Here is a 20,015-nt window from a genome sequence, read left to right as displayed (position 1 = left end):
CTGGCCGATCGTCCGTCAATCAGGCGTACTTTCGGCTGATGACCCCCTTGAGCAGGATTTTTACGCTGATTGCACGATTCCGGATCTCCCGAGGAGAAAACGATGAAGGCGTTCGTCCTGCGCTCGTACGGCTCACCCGACGCGCTCGAACTCACCACCCTCGACCGGCCCGTGCCGGGCCGCGGCGACGTGCTCGTCCGGGTGCGCGCCACCTCCGTCCAGCCGTACGACTGGCACCTCATGAGAGGCGAGCCCCGCGTCTCACGCCTGATGGGCGGCCCCCTGGGGGTTCGCCGGCCGAAGATCTCCATCCTCGGCGCCGACGTGGCAGGCCAGGTGGAGGCGGTCGGCGAGGGCGTGACCGAGTTCCGCCCGGGTGACGAGGTGTACGCGATGTCCAAGCAGGGCGGCTTCGGCCAGTACGCCCTCGTACGGGCGGACGAGCTGGCCCCCAAGCCGGAGAACCTGACGTTCGAGCAGGCCGCGGCGGTGCCCCTGGCGGCCAACACCGCCCTGATCGCCCTGCGCGACCGGGCCCCGGTCCAGCCGGGCCAGAGCGTGCTCGTGATCGGCGCCTCAGGAGGCGTGGGCACGTTCGGCGTACAGATCGCCAAGGCGTTCGGCGCGCAGGTTACCGGCGTCTGCGGCCCGCGCAACGTCGACCTGGTCCGCTCGATCGGCGCGGACGACGTGGTCGACTACGCCAAGGAGGACTTCACCCGGCGGGGCCGGCGCTACGACGTCGTCCTGGACTGCGCCGGCAGCCACTCGGCCCTGGCCTGCAGGCGGGTGATGACCCGCAAGGGCACCTACGTGGTCGTCGGCGGCAAGGGCGGCAGGTGGCTGCGTCCCATGCCCCACGTGGTCGCGGCGCCCCTGTTGTCGCTGTTCGTGTCGCAGACGATGACCACGGCCGACGTGGTGGGCTGCACCGAGAACAAGCGGAACCTGCTGGCGCTGACCGAGCTCATCGAGGCCGGCAAGGTCACCCCGGTGATCGACCGTACCTACCCCTTCGAGGAGATCCCGGCAGCCGTCCGCTATCAGGAAATGGGACACGCGTCCGGAAAAGTGGTCGTCAAGATCTGATCACTCGGCTTGGATGGGTCCATGGAACGCCGGCTCATCAGCCATCTCGCCCACCGCGACCACCCCATCGCCGCTCCGGTCTCCGGCGCGCACGTGACCCGGCTGCTGCGCCGGGCCCGGCTGCCCGAGGGGGCGAGGATCCTCGATCTCGGCTGCGGCGAGGCCGCGTGGACGCTCCGCGCGCTGGCGCTGTACGAGGACGCGACCGCCGACGGCGTCGACGTCTCCGCCGAGGCGCTCAAGGCGGCCGAGGCGCACGCCGAGGTCCAGGGCGTCTGGGAGCGCATCCGGCTGCACGAGAAGCCGGCCGCCGACTTCCCGGTCGCCGAGAAGTACGACCTGGTGCTCTGCGTCGGGGCGACCCACGCGTTCGGCGGCCTCGGCCCCACCGCCGGACACGTGCGCCGCTACCTCAAGCCGAACGGGCTGGCGCTCATCGGCGAGGGCTTCTGGGAACGCGAACCGACGCCCGAAGCGCTCGCCCGCCTCGGCGTCGGCTCGTCAGACCTCCTCGACCTGCCAGGAACCGTCGCCGCGGCCGAGTCCGCCGGCTTCGACACCGTCTACGCGTACACCAGCGACCTGTCCGAATGGGACGACTACGAGTGGTCCTGGACCGGCACGCTGCTGCGCTGGGCCAACGAGCACCCCGGCCCCGACGCCGACGCTGCCCGAGCGGCCGCCCTCGAACACCGCGACACGTGGCTGCACGGCTACCGGAAGGTCCTGGGCTTCGTCACCCTGCTGCTCCAGCGTCAGGGCTCCTCCCAGTAGACCCCGGGGTGCCGCCCGCGACGTCGAAGCGCCTATCCACGCAGCTCGAACTTCAGGTGCGCGGACAGCGCGCGGAGGAAGTCCGGTGCGTCGAAGATCGCCCCGGCGGAGGCGACACCGGTGGTCGCGGCCCGCCCGGTCAGGACGCGCCGCACCGCCTCCACCGCGAGCGGCGCGCTGATGGCGTAGATGTCCTGCCCGCTCGCCACCGCCCGCCGCTCCTCGCCGCCGGACCGTACGACGACGTCGACGAGGAACGTCTGCCCGGACCGTCCGCGCTCGTCGGCAGCGACCGGCGCCGGCGTGTCCGGCGCCGCCAGGTCCCTCGCCGCCTCGACCGCCATGTACGAGCGCACCTCCGGGATGGACAGGTGGCTGGGGATCGTGACGACGTCGGCCATCGCGAACTCCCCGATGACCTCCCGGGAGCCCATCGGCTCGGGGAAGGACCACCGCAGCGTCGGCAGCTCGTCGTCGTGGTAGGCCAGCTCACCCTTGGTGAAGCGGACACGCCGGCCGTCCCTCCGCTGCCCGGAGACCCGGCCCGCGACGCGCGTCCCGGCCGTGGGGTGCCAGCTGCTCAGCCCGTAGGCGACGTGCGCCTCGTCGGCCGCCGTCCAGTCACCCATCGCCGCAGTCGCCAGCAGATCGGCCAGACCGCCGAAGAACGCCATCGCCGGGACGACCGCGACTCCGGCCTCGCGGGCCCGGTCAGCGAACCGCGCGAACGTGTCGGCGTTCGCCTCGATCTCGGCCGCCACGTCCACATAGGGGATCCCGGCCCGCAACGCCGCCTCGATCACCGGGGCGGCCGTCGTGGCGAACGGCCCGGCGCAGTTGACCACCGCCGCCGCCCCGGCCAGCGCCCGGTCGAGCGCCGCCGCATCGTCGACCGACGCCGGCCTGACGTCGTCCCCCGGCTCAGCCACCGCCCGCAGCTTGCCTTCGTCGCGCCCGGACAGCACCGGGACGAACCCCCGCTCCCTCAGCTCCGCCACCACGAACCGCCCCGTGTGCCCATACGCACCGTAGACCACCACAGCCGTGCCCATCAGCTCTCCTACTGTCCTCAGATGTCCGCTGGGGATCATCCTGGCGGCGGCCGCCGGCCGGCACGAGCGTCTGAAACGCCACGATGCGCACAGTTTCGGACACGAGGCGACCGCACGGGAGACCGCCGATACCTTCCAGGAATGACGTGTTCCCTTTTCCTGAACCGGCTGTAGCGTCGAACTCGTCGAAAAGTCCTGCCGCCTGGGCCTTTCACAATGAGCCGCCTTCGCATAACCAGTCGAATGCGCAGGGGAAAAATGATCATCTCGGTCAAGACGGTAACGGCGGCAGTCATCCTCGCGTCGCCCCTCTTCGTCACGCAGAGCGACCCGGAACCTGTCGTCTTCATGGCCACCTCCGGTTCGCACCGATTCACGTCGCCCGAGCAATCGCGGGACGTCTGGCAGGCGTGCGGCGCCAAGGCCCCGAACGGCAAGCTGGTCCGTACGTTCACACGCAAGGAGTTCCGGCCGGCGCCCAGAGGCACCAGGTCCAAGCTGCTGTGCGGGTCGGCCAAATGGGGCTACCGGCACATCAAGGACAGGCACCGGGACGACTGGCAGGCCGTCGCGAACTACCTCGGCCAGGACTGGCGCAGCTTCGCGGACTGGGCCATCGAACAGACGCTGAAAGCACCCGACTCCGCACCGGCGTACCGTCAGAACAACGACACCTATGCCTACCGTACGCCTATACAAATCCGGGACGAGAAAAACAAGGTCAGGGCCCGCTACAGGCCGGTCGTCGTCATCGCCGCGAAAACGAAGAACATCATCACGGCCTATCCCGTCGCCCAGCGTTGAAAGGGCGTCTGAATCATCGGCACCCGCTACCATGACGCCCATGGACCGGAGCGAATTGTTCGACGAGTTCGTCCGACGACTCAACGGATTCGACTCCCGCGCGGCCGCTGATCCCGGTGGGGAGTTCATCGAGATCACCCGTTGGGAGGGAGCGCCCCTCGTCCCGCCCGTGCGCCTGGCCATCGACGCGTCAAGCCTCGAACGCCACCTCCACGCCCTGGAAGGCGACGGCGCCGAGGTCTTCCCCGACGCCCCGCCACCCATCGGCGCCCTGCAACTGTTCCTCGTGCACGTCGGAGAGGAGATCGAGACGCGCGGCCCCGACGACGAACTACTCACGCTCCACGGCGACGACCTGAGCTTCCTCGGGAATGCGCCATAACGGTCTCCGGTCGCCCGATGTGCCGAGATGGAACTCTCTCGGCGTAGTACAGCCGCCAGCGTCGCGCTCGGCTTGGACGTGTCGTACGCCCGAGCCGAGCGGGTTTGGCGGGTGAGCCCGTCCATTTCCTTCATCACCTGGTTCGCCGACGTGGCCAAGTGAGCACGGAATCGACACGGGAGATCCGCGAACTCTTCAGCGCACCGCAGCGTCCCACCTACCGTTCGTGTTCATGCGGATTCGGAGAGGAAGCGCTGATGCCCGATACCAAACCCGCAGATCGCGACCAGGCGAAAGGCTGCGGTTGTCTCGCAGTTGTCCTCCTTGTCGCGGCCGGTTGTAACGCCCTCTTCTTCGCTAAGGACCCAGCACCTCCTGCCGCCTACAGCCCTCCGCCCGTCCCATCGCAGACCCTTTCGTGGACGCCGGAAGCTTCGTGGAAGCCGGATTCCGCCGAAGACTTCGACGATCTCGACGAGGACGGCATCGAAGACTCTTATGACAACGACAAAGACGGCGACGGCGTAACAAAGGCCCGCGACCGCGATGACCGAGACGCCAGCAAAGGACGCCCACAGAAGCGCACCCGAAAGCCCGAACCGAAGATCCGGTCAGAGCCAGCACCGCTTGCCAGAGCGCACCCGGGTGGCTTCTGCGGGACGCCTGGAGCAGCCGGCCTCGCGTCGAACGGCCGCACCTACTTTTGCCGCGGCGGCCACTGGCGCCGCTGAGAACTCTCACGAGACCATTCCAGAAGCGGAAGTGATCATGACTGACGTATGGGTCACCGCAGCCGGCGACCGCTACCACACCTCCCCCGACTGCATGGCGCTGCAAGCGGGGCAGGAAGGTGGCAGGGTCCAGGGCTACGAACTGAGGGATATCGACAAGGTCGATCTGGACAAGGCCAGGGCTTTCGGCAGGTCCGCGTGCGCCATCTGCGGAACGAGCCGCTTGGCGTGACGTACCAAGGTCCCGACATCGGCCGCGCCGGAGTTCCAGAGCGAAGGCCCGCAGTTCGTCCGAGGAAAAGGCCATGACCAGCAAACGCGCGGTGAGGACATGTTCGATCAAGGCTCCTCCTTGGTCACCGGCTGTCACGGCGCTGACCACGACCCGGAAGCGGGCTCCCTCCAGGGAGGAACGAGAACTATCGTGACTGGTATGGAAAACCGCCCCTCGCCCATGGACTCCCAGCGGTCGCATCTGCGTGCCTCGGACAGCAACAGGGAGCAGATCGCCGCCGTGCTCGGTGAAGCGATGAGCACCGGTCAGCTGAGCCATGAGGAGTACTCCGAGCGCCTGGACAAGCTCTACCAGGCCAAGACCGTGGGAGAACTCCAACTCCTCACCCATGACCTCCAGATCGACCAGCGCCACCCGGTCACCCCGAACCTGGTCTCCAACTCCCCGGCCACGAACGCCGAGCCCGAGAACGTCATCGCGATCTTCGGCGGCGCCGACCGCAAGGGCCGCTGGCGAGTACGGCGCCGGACCAGGGCGCTCGCCCTTTTCGGTGGCGTACGGTTCGACCTGACCGATGCCGAGTTCGAGGCGAGGGAAGTCGAGATCAAGGTCACTGCGATCTTCGGCGGGACCGAGATCATCGTTCCCGAGGGGATGGAGGTGCGCAACGAGGGCGTCGGCATCTTCGGCGGCTTCGACGTGCACGGCGGCCCCGACGTCGACCCGTCGGCGCCGGTGCTCGTGGTGAAGGGCCTGGCGCTGTTCGGCGGGGTGACCGGCAAGCCACGACGCCGTCGCGAGCGGTGACCGGCACGGCGACGCTCACTCGTACAGGGATCTCCCGCCGCATCGTGGGGATGCTCTACTCCTCGATGAGGATGCCCAACGCGCCGGCCAGGGCGAGAGCCAGTCCTTGCGCGTCACGGCCGGCCACGATCGCGCCCTTGAGACTGGTGACACCGCCGATCCCCAGCAGCACGCAGTCGGAGAAGTGCGCGCCGTCCATCTGCGCCTGCGAGAACTGCGCTCCGCTCAGATCGCAACGCTCGAAGCGGACTCCCCGCAGGTCGGCGTTCTGGAAATTGGCCTCCCGCATGACGCAGTCGCGGAAGACGACGTTCTTGAACGTCGAGAATCGAAACCCGGTCAGATCGGCGCGGCATGCGTCGAAGAGCACGTCACGGAACGTGCATTCGGTCCAGGTCATGCCGGTCAGCCGGGTCGCCGACGTCCGGGTCCGATGCATGCCCGACGTTCTGGCCGTCATGTTGGACAGGTCGCAGCGTTCCAGCTCCACGTCCACGAACCCGGCTCGACGCAACTGGGTGCCTGCGAAGCTGGTGGTGACGAACCGGCAGCCCTCGTAGTCGACCGCGTCAGCCTGGCGAGAGGTCAGGTCGCCGCCGTGGAACTCCAGGCCGCGGTAGGTGCCGTCGTCCTCCAGGGCATGCTGGGGAAGTTCCGCCATGACGAGCGGCGAGGGCAGTTTGGGGGCCGCAGGTGCTTTGGGTCGCTTCGGCTGTCGGGGAGATGGGGAAGACATCGGGCGGAGCCTAGCCCATGCCGCGCGCGGGGGTGTCGCTGCTCGGATCGCCGCACCCAGAGATGCATGCGTTTCGCATACACTTCGCTCATGGAGTCAGCTCTGGAAGAGACCATCGACGAGTGGCACACGAGCGTGAACGGCGGCGACCTGGAGCTGCGGCGAAGGCGGTCAGCGATCCGATCGTCGTCCTGGGCCCGAAGGGCGCGGGTCCGATCACCCCCGGGCAGTTCTCGGAGTGGGTCGGGCGTTCCGGGATCACGATGACGCCGCGATCGTGGCACCCCATCAGCGACAGGCTCATGGTCGTGGAGGAGGACGCCACCTGGCCCGGGAGCGAGACGCCGACCAGGGTGGCCACGGTGTTTCGAGTGACCGGGCAGCAGGTGTCCGCCGCCCTCCGGCTGCCCGACCTCAGGTCAGCGCTGGAACTGGCCTACATCTGCCGTGAGATGGCGGCCACCGAATGAGCGGCCCGGGACAGGTCCTGTTCCAGTTCGTACGTCACTGGTCACGCAGGAGCGTGGACCATCGAGCCACTGAGCAAGGCCGGCTCGTCCTCGTCACCGAGGCGGTCTTCGCCCTCACCCGGCACGGCCGGGAAGCGACGGTCAACGCCATCGCCGACGAGATCGGCATCGACCAGAGCGGAGCGTCCCGGCTGGTGAAGAGCGCGGCAGACGCCGGATTCCTGAAGATGCGGACCTCGGCGGCGGACGGACGCCGACGCCACGCGACGGTGACCCCGTCAGGCCACGCGCTGCTGGAGGACGCGCACCGCTGGCAGGAGCAGGTCTTCGACCGACTGACCGACGGCTGGAGCGAGCAGCGGCGTCTCGACTTCCAACAAGCGATGACCAGCCTGATCGAACGCTCCCACGCCTTGACGCATGACACACCGACGCCCCATTGAGCGCTGAGAAGCTGGCGGAGCGGTATCAGAGACCCATCCCAGCAACCGTCTCCGGCATTGTTCGGGAAATCCTCTCCTTCCGTCGTCAGCGGAGTTAGGATTTTTCCTGAACATCGAGCGACTTGGAGAGCACCGATGGAGGCGAGACCACAGCCACAGAACGAGGTCGAAGTTCTGCGAGCCGGAATGGCTGTGCTAGGTGACCGGCTGCCACCCGGATGGGACGTCCAACCCCTGAGCCGCAGACCGCCCGATGCTCGCTTCGACGCTCTCTGGAAGGTGACAGCACCGGACGGAACCTCGGTCGTGCTGGTCGTGGAAGCCAAGCGCGTGGTGGAGAGACGTGACACCGCCACACTCCTCCAGCAGTTGAATGCCGCCGCGGACGAACATCCGGGCAGCCGTGGGGTCGTCGCCGCCCGATACCTGTCACCACCCGTGCGTAAGCGGCTCTCTGAGGCCGGCCTGTCCTACATAGACGCGACGGGGAACATCAACCTGAACGTCTCTCAGCCCGGTCTCTACATTGCCGATCGAGGGGCTGACCATGATCCGTGGCGCGGTCCTGGAAGACCGCGCGGAACGTTGAAGGGCGCTCCCGCTGCGAAAATCGTCCGTGCGCTGTTGGACCACGAAAGATCGTGGGCGATCCGTGAACTGATCGACGTCGCTGACGTATCCACCGGGTCGACCTACCGGGTGATCGAGTTCCTGGAGAGCGAGAACCTGGCAACGCGGACCAGCTCGGGTGCGGTCGTGGTTCCCGACTGGGTCCCGCTGCTGAGGCGTTGGAGCGAAGACTACGGGTTCGTACGAAGCAGTCGAGTCACACGGTGGATAGCCCCGAGAGGGCTGCCTGATCTCATGCGACGGGCGGGTGATAATCCCACCCAGTACGCCATCACCGGGACGTTGGCCGCAGCCACCTGGGCCCCCTATGCTCCAGCCCGCTCCGCCATGATCTACACGACGGATGCCGAGCACACCGCCCAGCTCTGGGACCTTCGCCCCGCTGATGCCGGAGCGAATGTGATGTTGGCCGAGCCGGAGAACGACGTCGTCTTCGTCCGTACCCTTACCGACGCTTCCGGTCTCACGATCGCCGCGCCACCCCAGGTCGCCGTCGATTTGATGACAGGCCCTGGACGCAGCCCCTCCGAAGCCGAAGAACTCATTGACTGGATGGCACGGCATGAATCCTCCTGGCGTAAGCAGTAGTGACATCCTCGTCCGATCTCGGTCCGCGCTTCTCGATGCATTGGCCGCGTTGGACGCCCATCGCGACGCTGTGATCGTGATCGGAGCACAGGCCGTCTACCTGCGGACCACACGAAGCCCTGTCGCGCTCGCCGAGACGACCAAGGACAGCGACCTCGTACTCGACCCGAGAGTCCTGGAGGACGATCCGCTTCTGGAAGAAGCCATGGGCCGCGCGGGGTTCTACCGTGACCCCATCGGCGGACAACCCGGAGCGTGGCTGAACCCCGCGGGCATTCCTGTGGATCTGATGGTGCCCGAGGCCCTTGCAGGAGCAGGTACGAGGAACACGCGGGGAGCCCCGCATCCCACCACATGATCGCCGTGCCACCCGCCGTGCTCGAGGCCTCGAAGCCGCTGTCATTGACAACACGGTGATGGACGTCACCGCTCTTGACCCGGCCGATGCCCGCGTATATGACGTCAGAGTCGCCGGACCCGCAGCCTTGCTGGTGGCCAAGGTCCACAAGATCGCCGAACGGGTTTCAGCCCCCCACCGGCTGAATGACAAGGACGCACACGACATGTACCGCATCCTTGTCGACGCCGACACCGCTGAACTGGCCGCCACGTTCAGGCTCCTGGCTCGTGACCCCATCAGCGGCGAGATCACCGAGCAGGCTGTCGAACATCTGGCGGCACTGTTCGCGGCTGGACCGGACGCGCTCGGCTCAACGATGGCCGGACGCGCGGAAGAGGGAATCGGCGAGCCCGAGACAGTCGCTTTGGCAACGTCTCTGCTGGCCGCTGATCTCCTGCAGGCCTTGGAACGCACCAATCTCACACAGGGCTCGACCCCGACGTCGTGAGGACGACGCAGGCGCGTACTGACCACGGACCTCGCCGAGGGTAGGCGTTGTGGTCACCTTCGACCCGACCCTCGGCGAGGCTTCTGCTCTATGCCTGTCCGCGCCCGGATCTCACGCCCACGCGCGACACTTTCGGCAGATCGCTCAGTTCACCATGAAGTCGTAGTCACGTGCCCAGCTCAAGTATCCGCGCGCATCGATGCTCCACACCGACAGCGTGTGAGGACCGGCACTCTCGGGCGTGATGGTCACGGTGGGCGTGTCGGCGGAGGTCTGGAGCGTCTCACCGGAGTCCAGGCGGTAACCGTACGCGACGACGTCCTGTGCGCCGTTGGGCGAGAAGGTGAACTCGCCTGGCACGCCCGCGCCACCGCCGGGTGTGTTCTCCGGGTAGGCAGTCGAGACGACCGACGGCGCCGGGTTCCGCCCCGGGGTGAAGGAGTAGGCGCGTTCCGGCCCGGCGTTACCGGCCCGGTCGACCGCTGCGACATACAGGGTGTGGCGGAAGGAGACCGTAGGGGTGAGCGACACGCTGGCCCGTCCCTCGGCATCGGCCGTCACCTGCCCGGCCATGGGACCACCCGGTGTGAGCCGGTACTTGTAGGACACGACGTCGGTGGACTCACCGGGGGCGAAGGTGAACACGCCTGGCGTGCCGACCAGCCCGCCCGTCGCGTTCGCCGGATAGGTCTCGGAGGCGATCACCGGCAGCATGGGCCGGGTCACGTCGACGGTGAACTCCTGCCAGGCCGTCCAGTCGCTGACGTCGCTGAGCATCTCCAAGGTCTCCGGCTCCTGGTAGTGATCCTCGGCGCGCACCCGCCACTGGTAGGTCTGGCCATCGACGAATAGCCCTTCGGGGACCTCGGTGCAGTGCCTGCCCTCCTGCTGGGGATAGGAGGTCGCCGAGCCCAGAACGGTGCCGGAGGAGTCCGCCCACTCGAAGCGCGCCGACATCTGATCGCCGTGCTGCCGGTCGGCGTTGACGACTTCAGCTCAGGGTGGGCGTTGTGGTGGGGACGAACTTCGTCTCCGGGCGCGATCCGGGCCCGCAGAAGTCGTCGAGGCTGATGGCCGGATCCGTGGGCACCTCAGGCACGGTGTTGTACCAGAAACGCAGCGCCGGCGTGTCGAAGCGACCCCAGTACGGGTGGTTGACCTGATCGGTCCCGAAGACCCGCAGGTTGCGCGGCCCGACCTCACTGGCCGCACGCATCCCGAAGGTCAGGTGCCTCTCACCGCGTGCGACGGCATCCCGCACGAGGTCACCGATCCGCCAGCCGAAGAAGCAGGAGTCGAAGCCGTCGGCGACGGTCCCGGTGCCGAGATTCCGCTTCCAGGCCGGCTGGTTGCGCCAGGTGGTCTCCGGGCCGATCTGCCCGGTCACCCAGAGCTCGACGGTGGGGTCACAGGCGCCGCTTTTGAGATAGCCCGAAAAGGTGGCGTGGAGCAGCTTCTTGCCGTGCATCGGGCTGATGTCCATGCGGAAGAAGGAGCGGAACACGCCAGGAGGCTGGACGCCCGTCCCCACGAGCGCGCCGTCCGCGCTGTTCCAGTGGGAGGCCTTCGGATCGGCCTGGGCGACGTAGGTCCAAGCGAGCTTGACAGTGCTGGTGGACGCCGACGCGTGTGCCGGCGTCGGCGGCATGATGACGAGCGTGACGAAGAAGGCACATAACAGCGCCAGGACGCGTTTCACTGTAATTCTCCCCGTTATGGTGCGTTTCCCTAGGTACGAGGGTCGCCCGGGAAGGCAACGCGGCAGGAGCCATTTCAGCGACGATCATGTAACTACGGGACCCGGAGGAACAGCGGCCTTCCCAGGCGACCCTGGCACACGGAGCAGTCTCTCTTCGACTGCTGGACAATCGAATAATTCGTACGAGTTGAGACATAACAGCTAATGCACCATACCCACAGACCCTCTCTGTAACATAGCGGCATGTCGACACATCCCCCAGTCGCCAGCTACGTCGGCAAAAGCGTGCGTTGGTATCAGATCGGAAAGAAGACGATAGAAAGGAGAAATTGGCTCAAATACCTGCGCTGGCAGGCCGTCTCCCGCGCCCTCAGCGAGGACGACACCATCCTCTCAGAGAGAGTGGGACAAGCGGCTACCGCCTTCTGCGACGCACTCGACATCACAGAATTTCCGATCGACCAGGACCGTTCCGGCATGTTCAGGCGCATGAGCCGCTGGGCCAGAGAAAAGGTAACGTGGGGCGTTCGCTTTCCGGATTATCGCGGTCGGCTCAGTTTGACGTTCGACGACCGACTGAAAGCCTGGATAGGAGACGCCGCCGAAAGCCCCATGGGACAGAGAGCACTTGATTTCGCCCAATACCATGTGAAGCAAGAAGGCCGTAGCGCGCTGTTCGCGGAAGCGGTTCTCAACGAAGCACACGGCGTGCTGATAGAAGCGCGCGAAGGCGAATCTCCAGGCGCCGCCCGATGGGAGATGGCCGCCGAGATCCACCGCTACGTCCCGGACAGCGAAATCAGACGGCGTCACCAGCGCTGGAGGAGTTCGGCGAGAGCCATCAGCGCGGGCGGCACGGCCGCGGTCACCACCCAGGTCTTCACAGACGATCTGAGCAGCTCACTCACTCTGGGCGTCGCGCTCACCGCCTTGGCCGCGATCGTGGAGCTGACCATTTCCACGCGCACGCTGACCGGTCAGCAGATCGCGGTCCGGGAGCAGGTGCGAGCGTGGCTGGAGGAAGCACTGGTGTCACGACTATGGGCCAACCTGCAGTGGGCAGGCGGCCTGGCCAGGCAGGTCGAAGCAACGGGACGGCCGCTGCCCGTCGGCGACCTCATCATGGCCATGGCCAGGAACCTGGTCACCATAAAACCTCTGGACGACGATGCCAAGGTATTCCGCGACGTGGACCGACTGAGAGAGCATGCCCTCTCTGTTTCGGACCCCGAGCTTCTCGCATTCCTCGTACGCCTTGAAACAGCCTTACGGCACAAGCCTGACACCCTGCCACACGCGTTCCGCGCACTGATCACTTCGGTGCGAGAACGGAACACCCTCGGAGAAGTGGAACCAGGAGGCCGACAGATGATCATACGAGCGAGCGGGGACTAGGCCCGCAGTACCCATTCGGCACCTTGAAAAGGTGGCTGGCGATAGCGCTTCACTTCGCGCTACCGAACCAGTATGGGAGGACTTCAGCCGGCTCGAAGGGCAGCGACCGCTTCGACGAGACCCGCCGCCTCCAAAGCGTCGAGCACATCATCAACGGTCTCCGGCGGGCTGGTCCGTGAGTCCGCGATCTGCTGCACACAAGCCCAAACGACCCTTCCGTCCAGGTCAATCTGGTCCAGGACGAAGTCGTCGGGCGACTTCACCCCGATATCCCAAGGAGCCAGGTAGTCGGCAGGGAGTTCTTGAGATTCGACGTGACGATGTCCCGCGCGCCAACCTTGATCGCCGCGGCCAGCACATGCCGATCATCAGCGTCGGGAAGCTTCAGCCCTTCGATCAGTGGCTCGTACCCCTCGACGAAGCAGTCTCGGACCGCGGAGTTCATCAGGCAGCGGAGCTTGCCGAGCTTCTCTACAGGGATGTCGGGCCGGTTGGCGGCGAGGTTGCGCTGCATCTCGTCAAGGATTCTGTTGGTCCACCTGGCTTGCACCCGTCCCGTCATGGCGAGGCGAATGAGCAGGTCACGCAGGGTGTTGCCGTACAACACGTTCGCGTCGTAGACCACCACGAATGTCATGGCTCAGATACCCAGCTCTTGCCCCAGAGCAGCGAGCTCATCGGCCGCGGTCCGGCGCTTGGCGTCATCGCGACGCTTGTATCCCTGAAGATCCTCGTACTTGATCCGGCGGTGCTTGCCAATCAATCGGAAGGGGATTTCTCCCGTCTCCAGAAGTTTGATCAAGTACGGGCGCGATACGTTCAGCATGTCTGCCGCTTGCTGCGTCGTCAGCTCAGCATGCGACGGAATCACCGTGACTCCGCGCCCTTCGGCTGCCTGGGCAAGGATGAAGGCGAGCAGACTCACGGCTTCGCGAGGCAGGATCAACGGATCCTCACCCCCGTGTTCGCCGGCGACCCGGACGGTCGGCTGCTCGGGATACCGCATCAGGTAATCCTTGATCCGGCGTACCGCGCGACCGGCTACCTCAGCATCGATGCTCCCCGGCTGAACTCGCTTGGCCTGCACGTCAGTCATGGCGCCACCCCCTCTTCGCAGTATCCGCAACAGACGAAATAAACGCAAGCGAACTCGCCGGCGACTTCCGGCCAGAGCGGATGCGGAGGAGCGCGGGACAGGCCGCTTGGATCGGGAGGGAACAGATCGCGGCCGGCTCGGCAACAACAGGTGTCCTGGTTCAGAGCCGAGAGGCCACAGAATGAGCGAGACGAGTCGGGCGGAGATCGATGACGCCTCTTTCATCGAACGGTCCCGGCACGATCCCGAGGCGTTCGCCGAGGCCTTCCGCCGATACGCCCCGGATATCACGCGCTATGTCACCCGCAGGCTGGGGAACGACGCGACCGAGGACGTGGTGGCCGAAACCTTCCTGACGGCGTTCCAGCAGCGGAACGGGTACGACCTGTCGCGCCAGAACGCGCGGCCGTGGCTGTACGGGATCGCGACCAACCTGATGCGAAGGCACCTGCGGGCCGAGGTGCGGCAGCTACGTCTCCTGGAGCGCACCGGTGTCGACCCGGTGACGGCATCGTTCGCCGAGCGCAGCGACGAACGGCTCAGCGCCGAGGCCTCTCGTCGGAGCCTGGCGGGAGCCCTGGCATCGCTGCCCAAGGGCCACCGCGACGCGTTGCTGCTGGTGGCCTGGGGTGGCCTCAGCTATGCGGAGACCGCTGAAGCCCTGGGCGTACCTCTGGGAACCGTGCAGTCACGCATCAACCGGGCTCGAAAGAGACTTCGCCGAGAGCTCGGCGAGATCAACCCCATGGCCACTTTCAGTGAGGAATCCGTCTGTGAATGAGATGACTCAGCTCGAACGCATGCGTTCGGAGATTCCACGGCCCGACCTGGCCGACCTCCGGGCCCAGGAGGAGCGACTGCTGGCCGCCATCGTCGATCCAGCATCCGTACGCCTTGAACGCGCCGGGACGCGCCCGCGCATCGAACATCGCCTGAGGCTCAGCTTCGCGGCGGGACTGGCTGCCGCCGCGGTGGCAGCCGGGGTCATGGTGGTCGCCGCCGGTTCAGAGCCAGACGCTCCCCCTACTCTGCACACGATGCCGGTGAAGGTGGAGACGGTCCTCAACCAGGCCGCGGAGAGTGTGAACATGTCGCCGGAACTGCACCCGAAGCCCGGACAGTTCCTGGTCTTCGAGTCACAGACGATGGACACCGTCGGTGGCCACTCCACTTTCCTGGCCAGGTCGAAGCGCAAAGTCTGGCTGCCCGTGGAGGGTGACTCGACGGGCGGATTCATCGAGAGCGAAGGGCTTGCGCCCAGTGCTTACCCGGGCCGGCCGATTCCGCCCGAGGCGTGGGAGAACCTCGGCCACAGCGGCCCGGAGAAGCTCAGCGACTTCGACCACCGCGTCGAGTACCTGCGTACCGACTATGCCTACCTGAGCCGTCTCCCCACCGAGCCGGCGAAGATGTACCAGCACCTCTACACCGGCCTTGCGCACGGTGCCGAGGCCGATGCCGAGGCATGGACCCGGGTCGGCAACATGCTCTCGGAGGCGTACATGCCGGCAGCACAGCGTGCCGCGCTGTTCCGTGCGGCAGCGGCCATCCCCGGCGTCAAGACCGTCGGCAAGGCCGACGACGCGGCGGGCCGTACGGGCGTCGCCGCAGCGAGGGTCAACCCGTGGCTCGGCATCCGGGAGGAGTACATCTTCGACCGGGAGAGCTATCAGTACCTCGGTGTGCGGAGCGTCGTCGTGGACGCCGACCAGGCCAAGGCGCCGGTGGGGAGCGTGCTGACCGCCTCGGCCCTGCTGAAGATCTCAGTTGTCGACCAACCCCCGCAGTGAACAGGCACTGACCGGTCCTTGGATCCTCGCATCAGGTCACTCGTCGTCGGGATCGCGGCCAACGACTCGCGGGTACGCCCGGAAGCCGCCACCGGCTGATGACGCCGGGTGACCACCAGATCGGCCCCTGCTCGGCATCAGCCACCAGGCGGGCGGCCTCTCCGACGGGCAGCTTCGCTAACGCTCAGCTCAGTAGCGTCGTGCAGGACGGCCATACAGTATCTGTACATCTTTCCGCACAAAACCGCGGTCCCTGAGCAAGTCCGGGCTCACGCCTCGCCGGACGTCAGGCCCTTGTGACCTCGAACGTCCTTGCCGTTGCGACGATGAGGCACGAGATCACCGCCCCGGCCACTACATCAGGCACAACCATTGCGACGAACGTACGGACCGAAAGTCGAACCTGTACACGGCAAACGCATTCCTGTCGCGCTCAGAGCATCCACGATGCTTCCAGCAGCTACCTCAGTGAGCTTCCCATCCTGGGTCGCACGGGCAAGAAGCCACACGGTGCCGTGGACTTCCAAACCATGGGCCCTTCCTACTGCCACGGCATGTCGATCATCAGTGATGGCAGTCCCACTGCACAGTTCGGCTGCGGAGAACACGCTAGCCTCCCCCAGATCACGCTCCGAAGATCCGATGCGCCGCACCCATTTGGCGAAGCACTTGATCTCTTCTAGAGAGTCGAGCCTTGCCAGCCCAAGCCAATCCGAATGGAGCACAGTCTCCAGGAGCGGGTGCGCCTGCACTCCCGCCCGTATCTCTTCGCGCACTACGTGTGTTGTCAAGCACGTGGTGCCCGCGAGAACGTCACGCAACACGTCCAAACGCTCCGCGCGCGCAAAATGATTCAGACACATCGCGTCGAATACCAGAACGGAGTCTGACTCAGCGACGCTCACAGCTCGTAATCCGCGTCATCACGCACCGGCAGGTCGGCCGCTACGATCTGGCCGCGCATGAGCTCCACCGCCCGGGATTGCGTGATGAGCGATCTCTTGCAGGATTCCATCACTGCATGTGCGAAGCTCGGGGGCACTCGAACCGTCTCTAGATCAGGTTGAGGTGCCCACCCGACCGCTTCCATCAGTTCTGCGCGTGTCGGGTTACTTCGGCGCATTTCTTTGGCGACACTCCTGTCGATCGCCTCGGCTGCAACGGCTTGCCGCACCGTCAGTGACCAGGACGTCTTGAAACGTGCAGCCAAGACCACCAAGTCGTCGCGCTTCGCTCTTTCTCCCGAGGGAATCACGCGACGAAATGCTGCAGCCGGGAGAAGGAGTTCCGCGGCGAACGCGTCGATAATCGCTTCTCTTTCACCACGAGACGCATGGATGCCTATGTCCGTGGAGTACTCGTCTCCGACTATCAGATGGCCCAGTTCATGAGCCGCAGTCGCGCGCCGGCGGCCAGGATCTCCGTGCCTGCTGACAACTGCCACAGCGAGATCGTCCTCGACCAACGAGGCGCCTTCACCCGGCACCTCGACCACCGCGACCAACTGCCCAAGCCGTTCGCACACACTCATGAGTGAATCGATAGGCTCAATGCCGTAGCTCAGACGCTCTCGCACCCATAGGGCGGCACGGCGGGCGCTCGATAGATCTTGCACCGCCTCGGAATAGCGATGGATCTCGGGAGGATTGAGCACTCCCAACTCAACAAGCTGCCGTATGTCAGCCAACCACGTAGAGAGAGCCACTTCCAGGCGATGGGATTGTCGCGTCGCGTCGGTCACCGTATCGTCGGCCAACTCCACGCGGCGGGAGACGACCGATGGTGGCGAATCAAGAAAATAGCCCAGAGGCACCTGAAGAACCGTCGACAGCTTGGCGAGCTCGAGCGCGTCGACACGTCGAACGCCTCGCTCGATCTTCGCGATCATCGTCCGGTCGAGCTTCAGAGCCGAGGCCAGCTCTTCCTGCGACATGTCGGCTGCCATACGGCACTCGCGCACGCGCTCACCTATGTCAAGCCACTCTCCCGGGTCCTTCATGTTGCGATAATCGCACATGACTCGCGGAGACGCGAGGCCGGGATGCCAAATCGTAGACACGATCAGGCAATAGATTCATATCCCTTACAGTGCCTACGACCCGATTCGTACGATTTGCCTCACACCGGACCGCGCGAAACGACCTTCGAAGTCGAGGCAGTCTCGACCTACGCTACGCCTCACCAGAGGTCAGACCGACCGGACAGGCCACGCCCGTGCCGCCGATCCCGCAGTACCCATTCGGCACCTTGAACAAATACTGCTGGTGGTAGAACTTAACTCTCCGCAACAATTTATGCGAGGAGAGTTACATGACCAATGTCCCAGTCGTCTCTTACGCTCGCATATCCGCTGACATCAGGCGGGATGAGCGCGGGGTGCAGGACCAGCACCGCCTCAACCGGGAGACGGCGGAACGGCACGGGTGGACGGTCGTCCACGAGTACACGGACAACGACAAGTCAGCCGCGAAGGCCGACGTCGTACGCGATGACTTCGAGGCCATGCTACGGGCACTGCGGGCCGGCGAACTTCCCAACGGTACGGCGGTGCAAGGCGTCGTGATCGTCGCCGAAGACCGTCTCGCCCGGCGTCCCGGCGACTACGAACGCTTCGTCGAAGCGATCACCTACCAGGACGGCCGCGTGTTCGCCGACGCTCGCGGCACGAAAGACCTGTACAGCGAGGACACCGAGAGCATGGGCCTCTTCGGTGCGGTGATCTCCAAGATGGAGGTCCGCAAAATGCAGCGCCGCATGCGCCGCTCGCACCGCACGCGCGCCGAGCAAGGTCTGCCTGTCGGCGGTACGCGCCCCTTTGGTTGGAAGCCTGACCGTCTCACCCTCGACCCCGAGGAGGCACCTCTCGTACGGCAAGCGGTGCTGGACCTCATCGCAGGGCGCTCGCTCCACTCCATTACGAACCAGTGGCGTCGGGAGGGCGCGAAGACCTCGCTGGGCAACGAGTGGACAACCCCCTCGCTCAAGCTCAACGTGCAGAACCCCCGCATCTGCGGCTGGCGGGAGATCAACGGCGAACTCGTCCGCGACCCCGCGGGCAACCCCGTGGTCGGCCAGTGGGAGCCGATCGTGACGCCAGAGCAGTGGATGGCCGTCAAGAACATCTTCGATGCCCGCAGAGGCCACTACATCCACCGTGACGGGCGTATCGGCCACATCCTCACACCGGACTTCCGCGAGCCGAACTACCTGCTCACCGGCTTCCTCCGCTGCGGTCGCGCCAAGCCGGACGGTTCCCTCTGCAACACCTCACTGCGAGTCACCCACAGCAAGGACTGCGTCCAGCACATCTACATCTGCCCAGGCAGGACCGTCGGCGGCTGCGGCGGACTCGGACGGCGCGGTGACATGGTCGATCTCTTCATCTCGGAAGCGGTACTCGCCAAGCTGGAGCAGGTCCAGCTCGCCGCGTCCGCTGCTCCCGCCGAGTGGCCGGGTCAGGCAGAGTACGAGAGCGCGAAGACCCGCCTGGAGGAGCTGCGCGTGCAGTGGACGGCGGGCAACATCACGAACGAGCTGTTCTTCTCAACAGCGCCGGATCTTGAGAAGCGGATCGCCCGCCTTCGCACCGAGGCGCAAGGCTTCACCGCTGCCGCGCAGCGCCGCCAAGCCCGTTCCGACACCGACATCACCGAGATCCGCCGACGCTGGTACCTGCCGGAGGAGGAAGACGGACTGCCCCTCACCATCAAACGGTCCTACATCCGTGAAGCCCTCCTGGCCGTGATCATCTACCCCTCCGGCAAGGGACGCAGGAAGTTCAACCCGGACCTACTTGAGCCGATCTGGCGAGAGGGCTGAATCCTCAAGACGTCCAGGACGTCCCGCGGAAGGCTGTCCCCCTTACTCAAGGGGGACAGCCTTCTTACTTTGCCCCCAAGCACTGGTGACAGCCGGACTTCTACGGCCACAACCGGACGTCTCCGGTACGTGCCGGACGTCTGCACACTCGTCGCCATAGGAACTCCGACCTGCATAAACGCGTTCCTCAAGTGGTACAACGAACTCACACCAAGAGCCACCGTCCCTCTACAGCACGACCGCAGCGAACATCTCGGCGAATCACCTCAAGGCGCATACACGATTCCGGGCAAGCACATCCACGACCACTGATGACCCGTCGGATAGACCCGGCCCGACGGCAGGTGTCCACACAGAGCGCGCCATTCACCTTCTCGCCGCACTCCATTCCTGTCCCTTCGCTGCTGGTACCGCCGCCGAAGGCTGTCCTCGGGCTGCCTCGGCGCCGGCCTCTGGTCGTGCTGATCGGGTACGGCGGTGGCTCCCGCCCACGAACCGAGGAGGCCACCTGAACCAACCGAACGAGCTGTCCGCCCAGGAGTGGGGCAAGCAGCAAGCCGCCCGATCCCCTCGCTGGTCAGAAGAGAAATGGCAGCGCATCGCGACCGTGCTCGGCGTATGCGTCGC

General features: G+C 65.8%; 24 protein-coding genes and 1 pseudogene. 16 read left to right on the top strand and 9 right to left on the bottom strand.

Features of this window, described 5'->3' with window-relative positions; all coding sequences use genetic code 11:
* Nucleotides 1-102 precede the first annotated feature (102 nt).
* Together ACIBF7_RS07800 and ACIBF7_RS07795 are read left to right on the top strand one after the other, a co-directional pair.
* Entirely contained in the window at nucleotides 103-1,089 is a 987-nt protein-coding gene (locus ACIBF7_RS07800) for an NAD(P)-dependent alcohol dehydrogenase (RefSeq protein WP_271274819.1), read from the top strand.
* A 21-nt stretch (nucleotides 1,090-1,110) separates the two neighbouring features.
* A complete protein-coding gene (locus tag ACIBF7_RS07795) occupies nucleotides 1,111-1,863 on the top strand; it encodes a cyclopropane-fatty-acyl-phospholipid synthase family protein (RefSeq protein WP_271274818.1) in 753 nt (250 codons plus the stop codon).
* A 32-nt stretch (nucleotides 1,864-1,895) separates the two neighbouring features.
* Here the strand turns inward: ACIBF7_RS07795 and ACIBF7_RS07790 are convergent, their stop codons facing one another.
* Nucleotides 1,896-2,915 (bottom strand): saccharopine dehydrogenase NADP-binding domain-containing protein, encoded by a 1,020-nt coding sequence (locus ACIBF7_RS07790; RefSeq protein ID WP_271274817.1) that lies wholly within the window; start codon nucleotides 2,913-2,915, stop codon nucleotides 1,896-1,898.
* Between the two features lie 258 nt (nucleotides 2,916-3,173).
* Between ACIBF7_RS07790 and ACIBF7_RS07785 the strand changes: the two genes are divergently transcribed.
* The 5 genes from ACIBF7_RS07785 to ACIBF7_RS07765 all read left to right on the top strand — a co-directional run bounded on the left by ACIBF7_RS07785 (nucleotide 3,174) and on the right by ACIBF7_RS07765 (nucleotide 5,874).
* Nucleotides 3,174-3,719 carry a hypothetical protein gene (locus tag ACIBF7_RS07785; RefSeq protein ID WP_148036403.1) on the top strand — a complete coding sequence of 182 codons (546 nt, stop codon included), beginning with the start codon at nucleotides 3,174-3,176 and terminating at the stop codon, nucleotides 3,717-3,719.
* Nucleotides 3,720-3,759: 40 nt separating this feature from the next.
* The gene (locus ACIBF7_RS07780; protein ID WP_148036402.1) at nucleotides 3,760-4,101 is read left to right on the top strand and encodes a hypothetical protein; all 342 of its coding nucleotides are present in this window, start codon (nucleotides 3,760-3,762) and stop codon (nucleotides 4,099-4,101) included.
* 257 nt (nucleotides 4,102-4,358) lie between these two features.
* The gene (locus ACIBF7_RS07775) at nucleotides 4,359-4,832 is read left to right on the top strand and encodes a hypothetical protein (protein WP_271274816.1); all 474 of its coding nucleotides are present in this window, start codon (nucleotides 4,359-4,361) and stop codon (nucleotides 4,830-4,832) included.
* 37 nt (nucleotides 4,833-4,869) lie between these two features.
* Entirely contained in the window at nucleotides 4,870-5,064 is a 195-nt protein-coding gene (locus tag ACIBF7_RS07770; protein WP_271274815.1) for a hypothetical protein, read from the top strand.
* Nucleotides 5,065-5,265: 201 nt separating this feature from the next.
* Nucleotides 5,266-5,874 (top strand): DUF1707 domain-containing protein, encoded by a 609-nt coding sequence (locus ACIBF7_RS07765; RefSeq protein ID WP_271274814.1) that lies wholly within the window; start codon nucleotides 5,266-5,268, stop codon nucleotides 5,872-5,874.
* A 55-nt stretch (nucleotides 5,875-5,929) separates the two neighbouring features.
* Here ACIBF7_RS07765 and ACIBF7_RS07760 read toward each other — a convergent pair whose 3' ends face one another.
* Nucleotides 5,930-6,535, bottom strand: coding sequence for a pentapeptide repeat-containing protein (locus ACIBF7_RS07760; protein ID WP_397196676.1), 606 nt, complete (start codon nucleotides 6,533-6,535; stop codon nucleotides 5,930-5,932).
* Between the two features lie 197 nt (nucleotides 6,536-6,732).
* Between ACIBF7_RS07760 and ACIBF7_RS07755 the strand changes: the two genes are divergently transcribed.
* From ACIBF7_RS07755 to ACIBF7_RS07735, 5 genes are all read left to right on the top strand, one after another.
* Nucleotides 6,733-7,080, top strand: a complete 348-nt coding sequence (locus ACIBF7_RS07755) for a hypothetical protein (protein ID WP_397196675.1) — start codon at nucleotides 6,733-6,735, stop codon at nucleotides 7,078-7,080.
* A 53-nt stretch (nucleotides 7,081-7,133) separates the two neighbouring features.
* Nucleotides 7,134-7,523, top strand: a complete 390-nt coding sequence (locus ACIBF7_RS07750) for a MarR family winged helix-turn-helix transcriptional regulator (protein ID WP_397196674.1) — start codon at nucleotides 7,134-7,136, stop codon at nucleotides 7,521-7,523.
* Between the two features lie 306 nt (nucleotides 7,524-7,829).
* Nucleotides 7,830-8,741, top strand: a complete 912-nt coding sequence (locus ACIBF7_RS07745) for a hypothetical protein (protein WP_148036393.1) — start codon at nucleotides 7,830-7,832, stop codon at nucleotides 8,739-8,741.
* 49 nt (nucleotides 8,742-8,790) lie between these two features.
* A complete protein-coding gene (locus tag ACIBF7_RS07740; protein ID WP_397196673.1) occupies nucleotides 8,791-9,099 on the top strand; it encodes a hypothetical protein in 309 nt (102 codons plus the stop codon).
* A gap of 58 nt (nucleotides 9,100-9,157) precedes the next feature.
* On the top strand, nucleotides 9,158-9,589 hold the full coding sequence (locus ACIBF7_RS07735) for a hypothetical protein (protein ID WP_397196672.1): 432 nt from the start codon (nucleotides 9,158-9,160) through the stop codon (nucleotides 9,587-9,589).
* Between the two features lie 144 nt (nucleotides 9,590-9,733).
* On the opposite strand, the gene ACIBF7_RS07730 is transcribed toward ACIBF7_RS07735, so the two are convergent.
* Nucleotides 9,734-10,546 carry a hypothetical protein gene (locus ACIBF7_RS07730; protein WP_397196671.1) on the bottom strand — a complete coding sequence of 271 codons (813 nt, stop codon included), beginning with the start codon at nucleotides 10,544-10,546 and terminating at the stop codon, nucleotides 9,734-9,736.
* 34 nt (nucleotides 10,547-10,580) lie between these two features.
* Complete coding sequence (locus tag ACIBF7_RS07725; protein ID WP_397196670.1) at nucleotides 10,581-11,288, bottom strand: hypothetical protein; 708 nt, start codon at nucleotides 11,286-11,288, stop codon at nucleotides 10,581-10,583.
* Between the two features lie 243 nt (nucleotides 11,289-11,531).
* Between ACIBF7_RS07725 and ACIBF7_RS07720 the strand changes: the two genes are divergently transcribed.
* Complete coding sequence (locus tag ACIBF7_RS07720; RefSeq protein ID WP_397196669.1) at nucleotides 11,532-12,683, top strand: hypothetical protein; 1,152 nt, start codon at nucleotides 11,532-11,534, stop codon at nucleotides 12,681-12,683.
* A gap of 83 nt (nucleotides 12,684-12,766) precedes the next feature.
* Here ACIBF7_RS07720 and ACIBF7_RS07715 read toward each other — a convergent pair whose 3' ends face one another.
* Genes ACIBF7_RS07715 through ACIBF7_RS07705 form a run of 3 tightly spaced genes read right to left on the bottom strand, consistent with a single transcriptional unit; the run spans nucleotide 12,767 to nucleotide 13,779 of the window.
* Nucleotides 12,767-12,946: a hypothetical protein gene (locus ACIBF7_RS07715; RefSeq protein WP_397196668.1), complete on the bottom strand. Its 180-nt coding sequence runs from the start codon at nucleotides 12,944-12,946 to the stop codon at nucleotides 12,767-12,769.
* On the bottom strand, nucleotides 12,943-13,320 hold the full coding sequence (locus ACIBF7_RS07710) for a PIN domain-containing protein (RefSeq protein WP_397196667.1): 378 nt from the start codon (nucleotides 13,318-13,320) through the stop codon (nucleotides 12,943-12,945). The genes ACIBF7_RS07715 and ACIBF7_RS07710 overlap by 4 nt, the downstream gene beginning before the upstream one ends.
* 3 nt (nucleotides 13,321-13,323) lie before the next feature.
* Complete coding sequence (locus ACIBF7_RS07705) at nucleotides 13,324-13,779, bottom strand: helix-turn-helix domain-containing protein (protein ID WP_397196666.1); 456 nt, start codon at nucleotides 13,777-13,779, stop codon at nucleotides 13,324-13,326.
* Nucleotides 13,780-13,960: 181 nt separating this feature from the next.
* Here ACIBF7_RS07705 and ACIBF7_RS07700 point away from each other — a divergent pair, with 181 nt between their 5' ends.
* Both ACIBF7_RS07700 and ACIBF7_RS07695 read left to right on the top strand, forming a co-directional pair.
* Nucleotides 13,961-14,560: an RNA polymerase sigma factor gene (locus tag ACIBF7_RS07700; RefSeq protein ID WP_397196665.1), complete on the top strand. Its 600-nt coding sequence runs from the start codon at nucleotides 13,961-13,963 to the stop codon at nucleotides 14,558-14,560.
* A gap of 1 nt (nucleotide 14,561) precedes the next feature.
* Entirely contained in the window at nucleotides 14,562-15,569 is a 1,008-nt protein-coding gene (locus ACIBF7_RS07695) for a CU044_5270 family protein (protein ID WP_397196664.1), read from the top strand.
* 901 nt (nucleotides 15,570-16,470) lie between these two features.
* Here ACIBF7_RS07695 and ACIBF7_RS07690 read toward each other — a convergent pair.
* Both ACIBF7_RS07690 and ACIBF7_RS07685 read right to left on the bottom strand, forming a co-directional pair.
* Nucleotides 16,471-17,568: a helix-turn-helix domain-containing protein gene (locus tag ACIBF7_RS07690; protein ID WP_397196663.1), complete on the bottom strand. Its 1,098-nt coding sequence runs from the start codon at nucleotides 17,566-17,568 to the stop codon at nucleotides 16,471-16,473.
* 172 nt (nucleotides 17,569-17,740) lie between these two features.
* A pseudogene (locus ACIBF7_RS07685) lies at nucleotides 17,741-17,839 on the bottom strand (peptide-methionine (S)-S-oxide reductase); the annotation flags it as partial.
* 40 nt (nucleotides 17,840-17,879) lie between these two features.
* Between ACIBF7_RS07685 and ACIBF7_RS07680 the strand changes: the two are divergent.
* Complete coding sequence (locus ACIBF7_RS07680; protein ID WP_397196662.1) at nucleotides 17,880-19,388, top strand: recombinase family protein; 1,509 nt, start codon at nucleotides 17,880-17,882, stop codon at nucleotides 19,386-19,388.
* Nucleotides 19,389-20,015 lie beyond the last annotated feature (627 nt).

The organism is Nonomuraea sp. NPDC050478, assembly GCF_044458265.1.
In the GTDB taxonomy this organism is placed as follows: domain Bacteria; phylum Actinomycetota; class Actinomycetes; order Streptosporangiales; family Streptosporangiaceae; genus Nonomuraea; species Nonomuraea ferruginea.
The sequence above is the reverse complement of the archived record's forward strand: the minus strand, read 5'-3'. Positions and strand labels throughout refer to the sequence as shown.